This window comes from Streptomyces sp. NPDC037126 (genome assembly GCF_055605965.1).
In genome coordinates, this window is sequence record NZ_JBVJTD010000009.1 from 183,133 (window position 1) to 197,548 (window position 14,416).

15 protein-coding genes and 2 pseudogenes are annotated in these 14,416 nt (G+C 75.2%); 12 read left to right on the top strand and 5 right to left on the bottom strand.

Features of this window, described 5'->3' with window-relative positions:
- Nucleotides 1–60: 60 nt before the first annotated feature.
- Nucleotides 61–855 (bottom strand): putative protein N(5)-glutamine methyltransferase, encoded by a 795-nt coding sequence (locus ACZ7FF_RS21460; protein ID WP_470813835.1) that lies wholly within the window; start codon nt 853–855, stop codon nt 61–63.
- A 301-nt stretch (nt 856–1,156) separates the two neighbouring features.
- Between ACZ7FF_RS21460 and ACZ7FF_RS21465 the strand changes: the two genes are divergently transcribed.
- From ACZ7FF_RS21465 to ACZ7FF_RS21475, 3 genes are read left to right on the top strand one after another with little or no spacing between them, the layout of a single operon-like run.
- Nucleotides 1,157–2,518 carry a hypothetical protein gene (locus ACZ7FF_RS21465; protein ID WP_470813836.1) on the top strand — a complete coding sequence of 454 codons (1,362 nt, stop codon included), beginning with the start codon at nt 1,157–1,159 and terminating at the stop codon, nt 2,516–2,518.
- 44 nt (nt 2,519–2,562) lie between these two features.
- Nucleotides 2,563–3,804 carry an AAA family ATPase gene (locus ACZ7FF_RS21470; protein WP_470813837.1) on the top strand — a complete coding sequence of 414 codons (1,242 nt, stop codon included), beginning with the start codon at nt 2,563–2,565 and terminating at the stop codon, nt 3,802–3,804.
- The gene (locus tag ACZ7FF_RS21475) at nt 3,801–5,042 is read left to right on the top strand and encodes a vWA domain-containing protein (protein WP_470813838.1); all 1,242 of its coding nucleotides are present in this window, start codon (nt 3,801–3,803) and stop codon (nt 5,040–5,042) included. The genes ACZ7FF_RS21470 and ACZ7FF_RS21475 overlap by 4 nt, the downstream gene beginning before the upstream one ends.
- Nucleotides 5,043–5,103: 61 nt before the next feature.
- Here the strand turns inward: ACZ7FF_RS21475 and ACZ7FF_RS21480 are convergent, their stop codons facing one another.
- The gene (locus tag ACZ7FF_RS21480; protein WP_470813839.1) at nt 5,104–6,186 is read right to left on the bottom strand and encodes an ABC-2 transporter permease; all 1,083 of its coding nucleotides are present in this window, start codon (nt 6,184–6,186) and stop codon (nt 5,104–5,106) included.
- A gap of 125 nt (nt 6,187–6,311) precedes the next feature.
- On the opposite strand from ACZ7FF_RS21480, the gene ACZ7FF_RS21485 reads away from it, so the two are divergent.
- Complete coding sequence (locus tag ACZ7FF_RS21485; RefSeq protein ID WP_470813959.1) at nt 6,312–6,710, top strand: MarR family winged helix-turn-helix transcriptional regulator; 399 nt, start codon at nt 6,312–6,314, stop codon at nt 6,708–6,710.
- Between the two features lie 109 nt (nt 6,711–6,819).
- On the opposite strand, the gene ACZ7FF_RS21490 is transcribed toward ACZ7FF_RS21485, so the two are convergent.
- A complete protein-coding gene (locus tag ACZ7FF_RS21490) occupies nt 6,820–7,584 on the bottom strand; it encodes a GNAT family N-acetyltransferase (protein WP_470813840.1) in 765 nt (254 codons plus the stop codon).
- 212 nt (nt 7,585–7,796) lie between these two features.
- Between ACZ7FF_RS21490 and ACZ7FF_RS21495 the strand changes: the two genes are divergently transcribed.
- The 8 genes and pseudogenes from ACZ7FF_RS21495 (at nt 7,797) to ACZ7FF_RS21530 (ending at nt 13,071) form a co-directional block, all read left to right on the top strand.
- Nucleotides 7,797–8,402, top strand: a complete 606-nt coding sequence (locus tag ACZ7FF_RS21495; protein ID WP_470813841.1) for a sulfite oxidase-like oxidoreductase — start codon at nt 7,797–7,799, stop codon at nt 8,400–8,402.
- Complete coding sequence (locus ACZ7FF_RS21500; RefSeq protein WP_470813842.1) at nt 8,395–9,177, top strand: ferredoxin reductase; 783 nt, start codon at nt 8,395–8,397, stop codon at nt 9,175–9,177. The genes ACZ7FF_RS21495 and ACZ7FF_RS21500 overlap by 8 nt, the downstream gene beginning before the upstream one ends.
- 263 nt (nt 9,178–9,440) lie before the next feature.
- Nucleotides 9,441–10,025: an Rv1733c family protein gene (locus ACZ7FF_RS21505; RefSeq protein WP_470813843.1), complete on the top strand. Its 585-nt coding sequence runs from the start codon at nt 9,441–9,443 to the stop codon at nt 10,023–10,025.
- A gap of 150 nt (nt 10,026–10,175) precedes the next feature.
- A pseudogene (locus ACZ7FF_RS21510) lies at nt 10,176–10,322 on the top strand (acetylxylan esterase); the annotation flags it as partial.
- A gap of 218 nt (nt 10,323–10,540) precedes the next feature.
- Nucleotides 10,541–10,705 (top strand): annotated as a pseudogene (locus tag ACZ7FF_RS21515) (acetylxylan esterase); the annotation flags it as partial.
- A 50-nt stretch (nt 10,706–10,755) separates the two neighbouring features.
- A complete protein-coding gene (locus tag ACZ7FF_RS21520) occupies nt 10,756–10,878 on the top strand; it encodes a hypothetical protein (protein ID WP_470813962.1) in 123 nt (40 codons plus the stop codon).
- A gap of 111 nt (nt 10,879–10,989) precedes the next feature.
- A complete protein-coding gene (locus ACZ7FF_RS21525; protein WP_470813844.1) occupies nt 10,990–12,174 on the top strand; it encodes a serine hydrolase domain-containing protein in 1,185 nt (394 codons plus the stop codon).
- 153 nt (nt 12,175–12,327) lie between these two features.
- A complete protein-coding gene (locus ACZ7FF_RS21530) occupies nt 12,328–13,071 on the top strand; it encodes a GntR family transcriptional regulator (RefSeq protein WP_470813845.1) in 744 nt (247 codons plus the stop codon).
- On the opposite strand, the gene ACZ7FF_RS21535 is transcribed toward ACZ7FF_RS21530, so the two are convergent.
- Together ACZ7FF_RS21535 and ACZ7FF_RS21540 are read right to left on the bottom strand one after the other, a co-directional pair.
- The gene (locus tag ACZ7FF_RS21535) at nt 13,049–13,792 is read right to left on the bottom strand and encodes a class I SAM-dependent methyltransferase (protein WP_470813846.1); all 744 of its coding nucleotides are present in this window, start codon (nt 13,790–13,792) and stop codon (nt 13,049–13,051) included. The two genes, ACZ7FF_RS21530 and ACZ7FF_RS21535, sit on opposite strands and share 23 nt — an antisense overlap.
- Nucleotides 13,793–13,796: 4 nt before the next feature.
- Nucleotides 13,797–14,366, bottom strand: a complete 570-nt coding sequence (locus tag ACZ7FF_RS21540; RefSeq protein ID WP_470813847.1) for a PadR family transcriptional regulator — start codon at nt 14,364–14,366, stop codon at nt 13,797–13,799.
- Between the last annotated feature and the right edge of the window lie 50 nt (nt 14,367–14,416).

A 14,416-nucleotide genomic window follows, 5' to 3' on the forward strand; every position in this document is an offset into this window, starting at 1 on the left:
CGCTCCTGTGGGGCGGCTCCCCCGCGGCCGCCGACGGTGGTCCAGCCCCGTCGGGGACGTTCAGGGCAGGATCCCGATCACGACGTGCGCGTTCAACTCCTCCGACACCGCCAGACGGGTCGTCAGGCCCGCGCGGGTGAACGCCTCGACGGCTGCGGGTGCCTGGCGCTCGCTGGTCTCGGAGAGCAGACGGCCGCCGGGCGCGAGCCAGCGCGGTGCCCCGGCGGCGACCCGGCGCAGGACGTCGAGCCCGTCCGCGCCGCCGTCCAGGGCGGCCTGCGGCTCGTGGTCGCGGGCCTCGGCGGGCAGCAGGGGCACCTCGGTGGTGGGGACGTAGGGCACGTTGGCCGTCAGGACGCCGACGCGGCCGCGCAGGCCCGTGGGCAGGGCGTCGTACAGGTCGCCCTGATGGGCGCGGCCGCCGAAGGCCGCGAGGTTGCGGCGGGCGCAGCCCACCGCGGCCGGGTCGATGTCGGCGGCGTGCACCTCGACGCCGGCCAGGGCTGCGGCGAGGGCCGCGCCGAGCGCGCCGGAACCGCAGCACAGGTCCACGACCACGGTCGCGCCGGGCGCCTCGGCCAGCGCCTGGTCGACCAGGAACTCGGTACGGCGGCGGGGGACGAAGACCCCTGGTTCCACGGCGATGCGCAGCCCGTGGAACCGGGCCCAGCCCAGGACGTGTTCGAGCGGGAGCCCGGCGGCGCGGCGGTCCACCATCGAGGCCAGCTCGTCGGGGGTGCGGGCGGTGGCGAGGATCAACTCCGCCTCGTCCTCGGCGAAGACGCAGCCGGCGGCGCGCAGCGCGGAGACGACCGCGGGGAAGGGGAGCGGGGGCGGAGAGGACACGGAGGGCATGGAAGCCGTAGGCCTTTCGGGAGCGCGGGATCGCAGGGCGCTCCCGCGGTCACCGTCGCCGGTGGACCGCGCCGTCACGAGGAGAGAGCACCCCGGCTGACACAGCGGTGATGGGTCCCACCTCCTCGTTGCCCGGGGCCGTGTCGGTCCACGGCCGGACGGCCACCATACCCCAGCGGGCACGGCCCGACCCGGCCGTGGAAATCGCCTGGCGCGGTGCCGGGCGGACGGCTACGCTCGCCGCGATGACGACCTACCGCACATACGGATTGGGGGTCCCGTCCGCGCAAGGTGAGCGCTGATGCTCCCTTCGACCGCGAACGGGGATTACCGGCTCTCCCGGTGGCTGCGCGTACGCGAGTACGCCGTGCCGCCGTGCATGATCGAGACCGCGACCCTCCGGCGCCGCGCCGGGGACTGGGCGGGGGCCTGTGCCGCCGCCCGCTTCGACGCCGATCTCGATCTGCGCTCCGTGGCCCGCGCCCACGGCCGCGACCTCGCGACCCGGGTCCGCTCCGACCTCCGCCGGCTCGCGCCGGACCTGCTGCGCTGGCACCTGCCGAGGATCGCGCCCGACGGGCTGCTGCGCCCCGGCCTGACCCTCACACTGGCCCGGTACGACCGGCCCGGCCGCGCGGGTCCCCTCCACCTGGTGGCCCGGACCGCGCCCGCCTGGGCCGATGCCGGCCAGCGGGTCGGCCTCACCCTGTGGGATCCGGCCCACGCCGACACCCGACGGCACCCGCATCCCCGGCCCGACCGGCGCTACCGGCTCGACCTGCACCGGCACCTCTGGGACGCCGGCCGGGCGGCCGAACTCCGCCTGCGGTCGGGGGCCGAGGGGCCGGTGCCGCCGGACCACGATCCGCTGGGGCTCGTACCGCCGGGCCACGGGTGCGCCGTCGCGCGGTGGACCGCGGAGGCAGCCCTTCTGCTGCGCGCCGAGGGACGCCCCGGCGGCCCGTTCACGGTGCGCCTCGGGGGCGGGCGCCGGCTGGTCCTGGAGCCGGACCCGGCGGGCACCGGCGGGAGCACGCGGATCGCGACCGGGTCCGCGGGCGGCCTGTCCGCGCTGCCCGTCCTGCCCGACGCGGCGACCTGGGTACTGCCGGACCTGGAGCTGCTGCGCGCCGGGCTGATCGGGCCGGGCCGGCTGCATCCGCTGGTGGCCGACGCGCTGGCACCCGGCCGTGCGCCGTCCGGACCGCCCCGCGCTCCCGATCCCGTGGGCGGGGCCCGGCTCGTGGAGTGCCGGGGGGCCACGCACCGGATCGGCCCGGTCGACGGCGCACTGGCACCACTGGACCACGATCCGGCCGAAATCCGGCGTGAGGAACTGCTGTTCGCGCTCGGCGGCCCGCCGCTGCCCTGTCTGCGGGCCGTCGACGAGGCGCACCGCCGTCCGGAGTGCCTCACCGGCGTCCGTGAGCGTCTGGACCACGGTGACACGGCGGGCGCCGTGGCCGTGGTCGAGGGCCTGCTCGGCCCCGACGCGGTGCTGCGCCCGGGCCCCCTGCGGGACGAACTGGCGTCCGCGGCCGAACGGCGCATCACCTACGGCCTGTACCGGGCCGGCCTGATCGGGGACGACCCGGTCCGCCGTGACCCGGACCGCCGGCCGGGCCGTGACCGCCGCCCGCGCCGCGCGTCGTCCCGGCGCTGAACTCCCCTTCGCCGTCCCCTACTCACACCCTCAGGTGATCACCCATGTCCGCACATTTTTCCGCCGTTCTCTCCTCCGACTCCCAACTCGACGTCGCCGGGGCCCTGTTGGCCGCGCTCGGCGACACCACCACCGAACCGCGGGCCGACACCCAGCTGGAGGCGCTGACCCTGGCCGTGACCGCGGACCTGCCGGTGCTGCTGTGGGGCGAACCCGGCATCGGTAAGACCGCGGCGCTGACCCGGCTGGCCGAGGCGCTGGACCTGCCGCTGACGACCGTCATCGCGAGCGTCCATGAACCGTCCGACTTCTCCGGGCTGCCCGTGGTGGGGGACGATCCCGCCGTCCAGGGCGTCCCGATGGCACCTCCGGACTGGGCGGTGCGGCTCGTCCGGGCCGGGCGGGGGCTGCTGTTCCTCGACGAGCTGTCCACCGCGCCCCCGGCCGTGCAGGCGGCCCTGCTGCGGCTCGTGCTGGAGCGGCGCGTCGGCGCGCTGACCCTGCCACCCGGGGTCCGTATCGTGGCGGCCGCCAACCCGCGCTCCTCGGCGGCCGACGGCTGGGAACTGAGCCCGCCGCTGGCCAACCGGTTCGTGCACCTGCAGTGGACGCACGACCACGACGTCGTGGTGCGCGGCCTCGGCGGGACCTGGCCGCACGCGACGCTGCCCCGGCTGCGCCCGGAGCGGCTGCCGGAGTCCGTGGCCTTCGCCCGTCGCGCCGTGTGCGGGTTCCTGACCGCGCGGCCGGGCCTGGTGCACCGGCTGCCCGACGGGGAGAGCCGCCGGGGCGGTGCGTGGCCGTCACCCCGGAGCTGGGAGGCGACGCTGCGCCTGATCGCCTTCGCGACCGCCGCCGGGTCCTCGCGGGACGTGCTGTCCCTGCTGGTCCGGGGAACCGTCGGGGACGGACCGGGCCTGGAGCTGCTGGCGAGCCTGGACCGGATGGACCTGCCCGACCCGGAGGAGCTGCTCGCCGACCCGGCCGGCGCCGAACTGCCCGAACGCGGGGACCTGCGCCAGGCGGTGCTGGACGGCGTGGTGGACGCCGTCCGCAAGCGGCCGGAGCGGGCCCGCTGGGACGCGGCCTGGGCCCTGCTGGTGCGGGCCATGGAGACCGGCGCGCCCGACGTGGTGGTGGTCCCCGCCACCACCCTGGCCTCGCTGCGGCAGGGCGACTGGGACGTACCGGCGGCGATCGAGCGGCTCGCCGGGGCGGTGTCCCTGTCCCGGCGGGCCGACGAGGCCGCCCGCCGGGCCGCGCTCGCCTCCCGGGGGCGCCGGTGACGGCGGGCACGACCGGGGCGCTGGACCTCGGCAAGCTGTTCGCCGCCCGGCTGCACGCGGCCCGTGTCCGGCCGTATCTGGCGACGGCGCTGTTCGCGCTGCACCCGGTGGAGTCGCGCCGGGTGCCGACGATGGCCGTCGACCGGTACTGGCGGGTCTACGTCTCCCCGGCGTTCGTGGCGCGCACCCCGGTGGAGGAGCTGGCCGGGGTGTGGGTGCACGAGGTGACGCACCTGCTGCGCGACCATCACGGACGCAGCGACCGGGTCGCACGCGAGCGCGGGCTGACCGGTCCCGCGCAGCGGCTGCGGATGAACATCGCCGCGGACTGCGAGATCAACGACGACGTGTACGGCGACGGTCTGGTGCCCCCTGAGGGCGCCGTGACCCCCGGGACGCTGGGGCTGCCCGAGGGCGAGCTGCTGGAGGACTACCTGCGCCAGTTCCGGCTCGGGCCCTGGCTGGCGCGGCTGGCCTGGCTGGACTGCGGCAGCGGCGCCGACGGGCTCGGACGGGAGTGGGACCTGGGCCCGGACGGCGCGCACGGGCTCAGTGACCAGGAGCGGGACGCGGTGCGGTTCCGGGTGGCGCAGGGCATCAACGGCCGCCCCGGAGACGCTCCGAAGAGCTGGCGGCGGTGGGCGCGGGAGGTGTTCCATCCGCCGCAGCCCTGGCGGGAGCTGCTGGGCGCGGCGCTGCGCTCCGCGGTGTCCGGCCCGGGTGCGGACGGGGACTACAGCTACGGCCGGCCGGCGCGCCGCTCGGCCGGACTGCCCGGGGTCGTGCTGCCGAGCCTGCGGCGCCGGCCGCCGCGGGTCTGCGTGGTGGTCGACACGTCCGGGTCGGTGAGCGACGACGAGCTGGGCAGCGCGCTGCTGGAGGTGGCCGCGATCTCCCGGGCCGTGGGCGGCCGTCGCGACCTGGTCAGTGTGCTGTCGTGCGACGCGGCGGCCCGGAGCGTGCAGCCGGTGTGCCGGGCGGAGGGCATCGAGCTGGTGGGCGGCGGGGGTACGGATCTGCGCACCGGGTTCGCCCGGGCGCTGCGCACGCGCCCCGACGTGGTGGTGGTTCTCACCGACGGTCGGACGCCGTGGCCGCAGGCCCGCCCGGCGTGCCGGACGGTGGTGGGGCTGTTCCCGCGCGCCTCCGGGTCCTGGGACGAGGACGATCCCGACCACCGGCCGGACTCACCGCCCGCGTGGGCGCGGGTGGTGACCATCGGCTCGGCGCCGGGATGAGCGGGGGGCCGGGGGCTCCGCCCGTTGCCGGGCGGTGCTCCCCCGCACGGTCGGCGTGCGGTCAGACGCCGACGGTCTCCTCGACCTCTTCCTCCGCACCCGCTTCTTCCACGGCCTCCCGCCCGGCCGGCACCGGGGCGGGCGCGGGCGGGGTCCGGTGGCCGTGGCGGGCGGTGGTCTCCCGGACCCGGGGGCCCCGCTCGTACAGGGCCGCGGCGGCGGTGAGGGCCAGGCCGGCCAGCAGCCAGACCGCGAGCGTCCACACGTTGCGGCCGAGGCCGTCGCTGCCGAAGTAGAGCAGGCTGCGGGCGCCCTCGACGAACCCGGCGCCGTTCCAGAAGGCGTGCAGCGTCCCGAAGAAGCCGTTCTGCAGCTCGGGGCGGAACAGCCCGCCGGAGCTCGTGAAGTTCAGCATCACGAACAGCACCATCATGGTCAGCGTGGTCCACCGCTTGAGGAAGGTGTGCAGTCCTACGCCGATGAACAGGATGCCCGCCGAGTACAGCCAGGCCATGCCCCAGACGCCGGCGAGGTCGTGGTGGGCGAGGTGGAACACCGGCCCGGCGAGCAGCGCGCCGATGCCGCTGACCGCCGCGGAGACGCCGAGCGTGAGCAGCGCCCGTACCCGCATCGGCAGGGCGGCGCCCGCGGCGCCGAGGGCGGCGACCGAGGCGTAGGAGCCGATGCTGAGAGCGATCAGCAGGAAGAACAGGCCCTGGCCGGTGGGGTCGTCGGCGGCCGGCGGGGCCACGTCGGTGACCTTGAGCGGGGCGCCCTCCTGGGCGGCGACGGGGGTGAAGACCTTCTCCGCCGCGGTCGCACCCATGTCGGAGGCGGCACTGGCCACCAGCAGCTCGGGCGCCCTGGCGCCGGGCACGTAGGCGCCGGTCACCTCGCGGGACTTCAGCAGGGCGACGGCGTCGGCGCGGGTGGCGACCGTGCGGACGTCGAGCTTGTCCCCCGCGGTGTCCTTCACGGTCTGGGCGAAGACCTTCGCCCGGGGAGCGCTGCCCACGACGGCGACGGGCAGATGGTGGGGCTCGGGGGTGACGAACGCCCCCATGTAGGCGAGCCCCATGCCTATGCACATCAGCAGCGGGGTGATCAGGTGCGTGAGCACATGGCGCAGTGCCGGTGACCTCATCGCGCACGGCCTCCAATGGTTGGCTTATACAACTCCAGTTTCAAGTTGTACAATACAACTACAACGCCGGAGGAGGTATTCCCGTGAGCGCAGCGGAGTCGGCCGTCGAGACGATCCAGCGCGAGATGTCGATCTTCGCCCGCCGGGCCCGCGCCTCGGCGGGCCGCATGCACCCCGAGCTGTCGCTGGTGTCGTACACCCTGCTCGGCGAGCTGGAGGAGAGCGGGGGATGCCGGGCCACGGACCTCGCGGCCCACTACGCCCTGGACAAGTCCACGGTGAGCCGCCAGGTGGCCGCGCTGGAGCGGACCGGGCTGATAGAGCGCCGCCTGGACCCCGAGGACCACCGGGTCCAGGTGCTGCATCTGACGGAGGCGGGCGAGGAGATCCTCGCCCAGGTCACCCGGAGCCGCCGGACCGCGTTCCGGGAGCGGCTCGCGGACTGGCCGGCGGAGGACCTGGTGAGGTTCGCGGCCTATCTGGAGCGGTACAACGCGGGACCGGCCGACGCGGAGTCCCCCTGAACCGGGCACCAGCAGCCGAGGCCGCGTGAACCGGGCGACGGCCGCCGATACCGAGCCCGCCTGGACCGGGCGACGGCCGCCTTCGTACCCCGTGGCCCCGCCCGTGCCCCTACCGCACCGGTACCGCCGTCGCGGGGCCGTCCGTCAGCCGCCGCGGTGCCCTCGCCATGAGGAAGGCCGTCGGGCGGCGCAGCCGGAAGCCGAGGGACTCGTAGAGCCGGATGGCGTTCGTGTTCCGGGCGCCGGTGTGCAGGAACGGCGTCTCGCCGCGCTCCCGGATGCCGTGCGCGACGGCGAGGACGAGACGGGTGGCGAGGCCCTCGCCGCGGGCGGCGGGGTCGGTGCAGACGGCGCTGATCTCGGTCCAGCCCGGCGGGTGCATCCGCTCCCCCGCCATGGCGACCAGCGCGCCGCCCCGCCGGATGCCGAGGTAGGTGCCGAGTTCGACGGTGCGCGGCAGAAACGGCCCGGGCCTGGTGCGCGCCACCAGGTCGAGCATCTCGGGCACGTCCGCGGGGCCGAGGCGGACGGCCTCCGGGTCCGGGGCGGCTGCGAGGCCGTCGTCCACGAACTGGACGCCCTCGATCCGCTGGGTGACCTCCCAGCCGTCGGGCAGCCGCCCGCGGAAGCCGGGCAGGTCGATCTCGGCGCCCGGACCGGCCAGCGCGGCGAGGTCCGCCCAGTCCTGGGCGTCCGGCTCGTCGGGCAGGGCGAGCCACGGGGAGACGTCGGGCGGGTAGCGCAGGACCCGGCCGCGCCGCTCGGCGAAGCGGGCGTGCGGTCCGGTCAGCGAGGCGTGGGCGGGGTTGTCGAGGACGTGCGGGGTGTCGCCGGCGGCCCGGCCGGGGCCGCCGGGGCTGGTGGTGAGGGTCACGAGGCCACCTCGCTCGGAGTCCTGCGGACGTGCACCTGCATCCTCGTTCCTCACTTCTCTCGCGCTCCCACCGGCGCACCGGTGCCCGGCACCGAACGCCAAGGAGCGGCGCCCGGCCGGTATTCCCGGTCCTGGAGGGTGTTCCCGCGGTCGCAATGATCCGGTCGGTGACCTGGGACGGAGCACCCGGCACGACAGCGTACGGTTGAAGCATGAACGTCACGCGAGGCTTCACGGGCCGCCCGCGCCAGGACAACCCGGGACTGCCCCCCGGGCAGTACGACGCGCGCGACGAATGGCCCGTCCTGTCCGCCGAGGTCACCCCGGACCTCGCGCCGGCCGACTGGTCCTTCCGCATCGACGGTCTGGTCGAGCGGCCGCACACCTGGGACTGGGACACGGCACGCGCACTGCCCGCGTCGGCGTACGACGGCGACATCCACTGTGTGACCGGCTGGTCGAAGTTCGGTGTGCGGTTCGGCGGGGTGTCGCTCGACGCCTTCTTCGACGCGGTGCGGCCCCGTGCGTCCGCCACCCACGCGATCGCCCGCTCCCACACCGGCTACACCGCGAACCTGCCGCTCGCCGACCTCACCGGCGGACGGGCCTGGATCGCCTGGGAGTTCGACGGCAAGCCCCTGCCGCCCGAGCACGGCGGTCCGGCCCGGCTGGTCGTGCCCCACCTCTACTTCTGGAAGAGTGCCAAGTGGATCGCGGGCATCACGCTCCTCGACCACGAGGAGCAGGGGTTCTGGGAGCGCAACGGCTACCACGCGCGCGGCAACCCCTGGGAGGAGCAGCGGTACTCCGGTGACTGAGACGGTGACGACGACGGTCGTGCCCGGCGGGGGCGGCCCCACGACGGCGTTCGCGGTGCCCGGACGCATCGCCGTGAGCGAGCAGGCCGCGGCGGTCTGGCAGCGGGCCACGCTCACGGAGGTCCGGCACGAGACGCCCCACGCGGCCACCTTCCGCCTGGCGGTGCCGCACTGGGCGGGGCACCTGCCCGGCCAGCACCTGCTGCTGCGGCTGACCGCCGAGGACGGCTACACGGCACAGCGCCACTACTCGATCGCGTCCGCCCCGGACGGCTCGGGGCACATCGAGCTGACCCTGGACCGGGTGCCGGACGGCGAGGTCTCCGGCTGGTTCCACACGGTGGCCCGGCCCGGCGACACGGTCGAGGTGCGCGGTCCCCTCAGCGGCTTCTTCGCCTGGCCGGGCGACCGGCCCGCGCTGCTCCTCGGCGCCGGCTCCGGAGTCGTACCGCTGATGTCGATGGTCCGGCACCACCGGGCACAGGGCCTCGGTGTGCCGCTGCGGATGCTGGTGTCCGCGCGCAGCCCCGAGGAGCTGATCTACGCGCGGGAGCTGGGCGCGGAGACGACGCCGGTGTTCACCCGCGGCGCCCCGCCCGGGGTACCGGTGGGCCGGATCGCGGCCGGGCACGTGGCACCGCTCCTGGCCGAGGGGCCTCCCGGCGGGTGGGAGGCCTACGTGTGCGGCTCGAACGGGTTCGCGGAACATGTCTCACGGCTGCTCGTCGAGGCCGGTCAGCCGGTGGACCGCATCCGCATCGAGCGCTTCGGCTAGACCACCGGACCCGGCGGCGCCGACCGGCCGGAACCGGCCCTTCGCGCCCGGGTCGCGGCCTCGGACAGGTCGCGCGATCGTGGGGCGCATGGCCCGTTCCGTGCTTCAGGTGGGCCTGAACTCGCGGTTCGCCGGGTGAAGAGGGTGCGCCGAACGGGGTACGTGACGGGTGTGGACGCTCGTGTGCGTAGGCAGGGGGCGGGCGCGGCGGACCGGCGACCCGGCCCGTCCCGCTCTCCGGCTGCGGCGGCGAGGAGGTGGGCATGCGTACCCGGGTGCGTGGCTGGCGCTGGCGGCGCAATCCGCTGCGGCGCCGGTCGGACGTCATGGAGTCGTGGACGGTGCTGGTCGTCGCCGTCCTGCTGTTCGTGGTCGCGCCCCTGGTGGGCGTGGCCGCGGGGCTGCACGCCCATGGCCGGGCCCAGGCGGTCGCGGCGGCGGAGCGGGCGACGCGCCACGAGGTGAGTGCCACGGTGTTCGGCGACCCGCCCCGGCGGGTGCCCACCGTCCAGGGCGACCGCGCGCATCCGTACCGGGCCGAGGTCCGCTGGACCGAGCCCGGCAAGGGGACCAGGACCGCGTGGGCGCGGGTGCCGGCCGGGACCCGGACCGGTGACACGGTGTCGGTGTGGTTCGACTCCCGGGACCGCAATGTCGCCGCGCCCCCGGACGACGTGGCGATCTGGCAGCACGCGGTCACCATCGGCATCTGCGCGGCGGCGGGCGCCGGCGGGGTGGTGCTCCTCGGCCATGCCGTCGAGCGCCGGATCGCGCTGCGCCACCGGCTCGCCGAGTGGGAGCGTGAGTGGGCGCGCACGGGACCCAAGTGGACCCAGCCGAGGGCCTGATCCCGCGGCCCTGCGTACGGTGGCCTGACGCATCTCCGTTCACGAAGGCGCTTGTCGATGGCCCTGTTCGACCGTTCCCTCGACGAACTCCGTGAGTGACGCAGCGAGTCGGCCGAACCCGAGGACTTCGACGCCTTCTGGGACAAGACCCTGTGGCAGGCGCGCGAGCACGAACTGGACGCCCGCTTCGAGCCGGTGGACACCGGGCTGTCCACGGTCGAGGTGTACGACGTGACGTTCGCCGGATTCGGCGGGCACGCCGTCAAGGGCCGGCTGCGCCTGCCGGCCGGCGCCACGCGGCCGCTGCCGCTGGTCGTGGAGTTCATAGGCTACGGCGGCGGGCGCGGCCGGCCCCGGCGTCATGAAGCCGGGAAAGGCGGGCGACGCGCCCACCGGGTCGGCCGTGCCGCCCCAGACGCTGCCCTGCCCCCGCGTGTCCATCACGAAGTGCGCCCGGCCCGTCGACGCGTACAGCAGGTTCTCGTGCGCCCGACCTGGTCGCGGTCGCGCCGGACGTGCCGTTCCTGTGCGACTTCCCGCGCGCGACGACCCTGCCGGACCGTCATCCGTACCGGGAGATCGGCCTGTTCCTCAGGACGCACCGCGGCCGTTCGGCGGACGTGCTGCGCACCCTGTCCTACTTCGACGGGGTGCACTTCGCGGCCTGCGGCCGGGCCCCGGCCCTGTTCTCGACCGCCCTGGAGGACGAGACCTGCCCGCCGTCGACCGTGTGCGCGGCGTCAACGCCTGGGCGCACGAGGACAAGGCGATCGAGGTGTACGAGTTCAACGACCACGAGGGCGCCCCCTTCCACGAGGCGGCGAAGGTGCGCTGGCCGAGGTCGTACGCCTGAGCCGTACGCTCCCCCTCCCCCGGCCTTCCCTCCAGTCCGACCAGTCGGTACGTTCGGGGAGCCCGGGCCGTGGCATCGAGGCCCGGGCTCCCCGGCGACCACGGAGGGCCCATGTCCGCGCACGAGGCACGGCAGACACAGCAGTCACCGGTCCACGGCCATTGCGATCCGCGGTTCGCGGCGGTCCGGGAGGCGTTCGAGGAGAACTTCCGCGAACGGGGCGAACTCGGCGCCGCGTTGGCGGTGACCGTCGACGGGGAGACGGTGGTGGACCTGTGGGGCGGCTGGGCCGACCCGGCCCGGGTACGCCCCTGGAAGCGGGACACGCTGGTGAACGTGTGGTCGACCACCAAGGGCCCGGTGGCGCTGTGCGCGCACGTCCTCGCCGACCGCGGACTGCTCGACCTCGACGCACCGGTCGCCGTGTACTGGCCGGAGTTCGCGGCCGCGGGCAAGGAGAAGGTGCTCGTGCGGCATCTGCTGTCGCACCGTGCCGGGCTGTCGGGGCTGCGCGAGCCGCACTCCCTGGACGACCTGTACGACTGGCGGACGACCACCTCGCGGCTCGCGGCGACGGAGCCCTGGTGGGAGCCGGGGACGCGGTCCGGGTACCACGCGCTGACGTACGGCTTCCTGGTCGGCGAGGTCGTACGCCGGATCTCCGGCCTGCTGCCGGGTGCCTTCCTGCGGCGCGAGGTGACCGGACCGCTCGGGATCGACTTCACCGTCGGCCTGCCGGCCCAGGAGTACGGCCGGGCGGCCGAGCTGGTCCGCCCGCCGGCCATGTCGGCGGATCAGCAGGCGGCCGTTTTCCGTCAGTTGGCCCCGGCCGCCGTCGCGGCGCTGGCCAACCCCGTGGTCGGGGCGGCCGAGGCCAACACGCCCGCCTGGCGGGCCGCGGAGATCCCGGCCGCGAACGGGCACGGCACGGCACGGGCGGTCGCGGCGCTGTACGGCGTCTTCGCCGGCCGCGGTTCGGCCGGTGGCCGGCGCATCCTCTCACCGGAGGCGGCGGAGCGGGTGCGCGAGGGCCAGGGTGCCTGCCGCGACCTGGTGCTGGGGGCGGGTTTCGAGGGCGAGACCGAGGTCGGGCTCGGCCTGTGGCTGAGCGGACCCCAGGGCTCGTACGGCCCCAATCCGCGGGCTTTCGGTCATGACGGGTTCGGCGGTTCGTGCGGGCTCGCCGACCCCGAGGCGGGCGTGTCGCTGGGCTACGTCATGAACCGGATGGGGCCGCGCATCGCCGACGACCCCCGGAAGACGGCGCTGATCGACGCCCTCTACCGGGCCCTGTGACCGGCGACGCCCGGGCCGGGTGACCGAAAGATCGCGCGGGTGGGTTTCGGCCGAACCGGCGGACCGCTCTTCCCTTGTGGTTTAGACCAATGCTAATTGTGGTCGCGCAATGAGCCCGCACGGCTACGTCTTGTCACCAACAGGAGGCGCGGCATGGCCCGCACCACCCCGCACGAACCCTCCCAGTCCACCGACCGGCCCCTGTACGCGCAGGTGGCGGCGCTGCTGCTCGACGAACTGCGCGAGGGCACCGTTCCGCCGGGCGAACGCCTGCCGGGCGAGCGGCACCTGGCCGCGCACTTCGGGGTCAGCCGGGAGACCGTCCGGCAGGCGCTGGAGGTGCTGCGCCGCGGCGGCGTGGTCGCCACCGACCGGCGGGGCACCCATGCCACGCTGCCCGGCCGGCCGGTCGAGACACCGCAGTCGCTGACCTTTCCGGTGGGCGCCAGCCCGGCCGACCCGTGCGCGGTCGACCGGGCCACGGTGACCTGGGAGGCGCCGCCGCCCGAGCACGCGCGGGCGCTGGGGCTCGCCCCGCAGCGCCCGACCCTGGTGCACCGCTACCGCTCGGCCACCCCGGACGGCCGGGCGCTGCGCACGGCGGTCACCTCGTTCTCGGCGGTGGCGCTCGCCGAGGTGGCGGAGCTGGCCCGGTACCGCGACCGGGCCGACGGGGCCACTCCCGCGCAGCTGCGGCGGGCCTACGACTGGATGCGCAAGGCCGGTCTGGCCCTGCACCACCGGGACGCCATCACCCAGGTCGGCGACGCGTCGTCGGTCCTGGTCACCCGGCGGGTGCACGACCAGTACGCCCGCCCGCTGGAGATCACCGACCTGGTCGTGAACGCCGAACAGGACGCGCTGGTCTACGAGTTCACACTGCCCGCAGCCGGCTGACCTTCCGGGCCGTCACCAGCCGGCCCCGCGGGCCGCCGTCGGCGCGCCGCCCGAGTCCGGGCAGGGCACGCAGCTCGACCGTGAACCCGGCCCGGGTCAGCTCCTCCCGTACGGTGCCGAGGCGGAAGGCCCGGTAGTACATGACGAACGGCGGCCGCCACAGGGCGTTGCGCACCCGCATCACCGCGTCGAAGCCGAGCAGCATCCAGTACGCGGGGTCCGTCGGGCGGGGCGGGGCGAGCACCGGGAAGGCGAAGACACCCCCGGGCCGGAGCGCCGAGTGGACCCCGGCGAACAGCCCGGGAAGCTCCCTGGGCAGGAAGTGGCCGAACGCCCCGAAACTGACCGCGAGATCGAAGGCGGCCGTGAACGGCAGGGCCCGGGCGTCGCCGCGCACCCAGGCGATCCCGGTCCCGCCGGCGGGCCGGACCCGGTGCCGGGCGACATCGAGCATGCCCGCGCTGAAGTCCACCCCGGTGACGCTCCGGCGGCACAGCCCGGCCAGCACCTCGGTCCCGGCCCCGGTGCCGCAGCACAGGTCGAGCCCGTCCTCGAACGGGCCGAGCTCGGCGAGTGCCCGTGCCACCGGGCCGAGGACCACGTCGGGCGTACGGAAGGGGGTGCGGTCGAACTTCGGGGCGAGCAGGTCGTAGCCGTGCTCGACGGACGACAGCGCCTGTACGGCGAGTTCGCGCAGCGTGGGGCCTTCTGGTCCGAACATCGCGTCAGCCCAGGCCCAGTGCCATGCGCCGCTCCAGGACCGTGAGCGCCCGCTCGCACCACCGCAGGTTCTCCTCCTCGAAGGCGATCCCGGCCATCAGGGTCAGATACGGCCCGACGCGGTCGGCGGTGCGCAGGTGCTCCTCCTCCGTGCGCCCGTCGAGGAGCCGGTCGCGCACCCGTTCGTAGCGGTCCAGCTTTCCGCGCGCCCAGCCCCTGCGCTCCTCGATCAGGGACCGGGTGACCTCCGGGTCGCCGCCGTCCATCGCCTGGATCTTGATGAGGAGTTCGTCGCGGATGGCGGTGGGCCGCCTGGGCGGCTCGGCGGCGAACGCGCCCAGCTCCGCCCGGCCGGCCTCGGTGAGCGTGAACATCCTTTTGTTGGGCCGCCGTTCCTGCTCCACGGTCCGGGCCCGGACGAGACCGTCCTGCGCCAGGCGCTCCAGCTCCCGGTAGAGCTGCTGGGGGGTGGCGGGCCAGAAGTTCGCGAGCGAGACGTCGAACACCTTCGACAGTTCGTAGCCCGAGGCCTCGCCCTCCAGGAGGGCGGCCAGGACGGCGTACCTGAGCGACATGTTGGACAGGCTAGCAGCCGTTGATTAATCTCATCCGCACCTATTCAATT

Coding starts and splice junctions, on each gene's coding strand:
- ACZ7FF_RS21460 (WP_470813835.1), bottom strand. CDS start 855: ATGCCCTCCGTGTCCTCTCCGCCCCCGCTCCCCTTCCCCGCGGTCGTC.
- ACZ7FF_RS21465 (WP_470813836.1), top strand. CDS start 1,157: ATGCTCCCTTCGACCGCGAACGGGGATTACCGGCTCTCCCGGTGGCTG.
- ACZ7FF_RS21470 (WP_470813837.1), top strand. CDS start 2,563: ATGTCCGCACATTTTTCCGCCGTTCTCTCCTCCGACTCCCAACTCGAC.
- ACZ7FF_RS21480 (WP_470813839.1), bottom strand. CDS start 6,186: ATGAGGTCACCGGCACTGCGCCATGTGCTCACGCACCTGATCACCCCG.
- ACZ7FF_RS21485 (WP_470813959.1), top strand. CDS start 6,312: ATGTCGATCTTCGCCCGCCGGGCCCGCGCCTCGGCGGGCCGCATGCAC.
- ACZ7FF_RS21495 (WP_470813841.1), top strand. CDS start 7,797: ATGAACGTCACGCGAGGCTTCACGGGCCGCCCGCGCCAGGACAACCCG.
- ACZ7FF_RS21505 (WP_470813843.1), top strand. CDS start 9,441: ATGCGTACCCGGGTGCGTGGCTGGCGCTGGCGGCGCAATCCGCTGCGG.
- ACZ7FF_RS21525 (WP_470813844.1), top strand. CDS start 10,990: ATGTCCGCGCACGAGGCACGGCAGACACAGCAGTCACCGGTCCACGGC.
- ACZ7FF_RS21530 (WP_470813845.1), top strand. CDS start 12,328: ATGGCCCGCACCACCCCGCACGAACCCTCCCAGTCCACCGACCGGCCC.
- ACZ7FF_RS21535 (WP_470813846.1), bottom strand. CDS start 13,792: ATGTTCGGACCAGAAGGCCCCACGCTGCGCGAACTCGCCGTACAGGCG.
- ACZ7FF_RS21540 (WP_470813847.1), bottom strand. CDS start 14,366: ATGTCGCTCAGGTACGCCGTCCTGGCCGCCCTCCTGGAGGGCGAGGCC.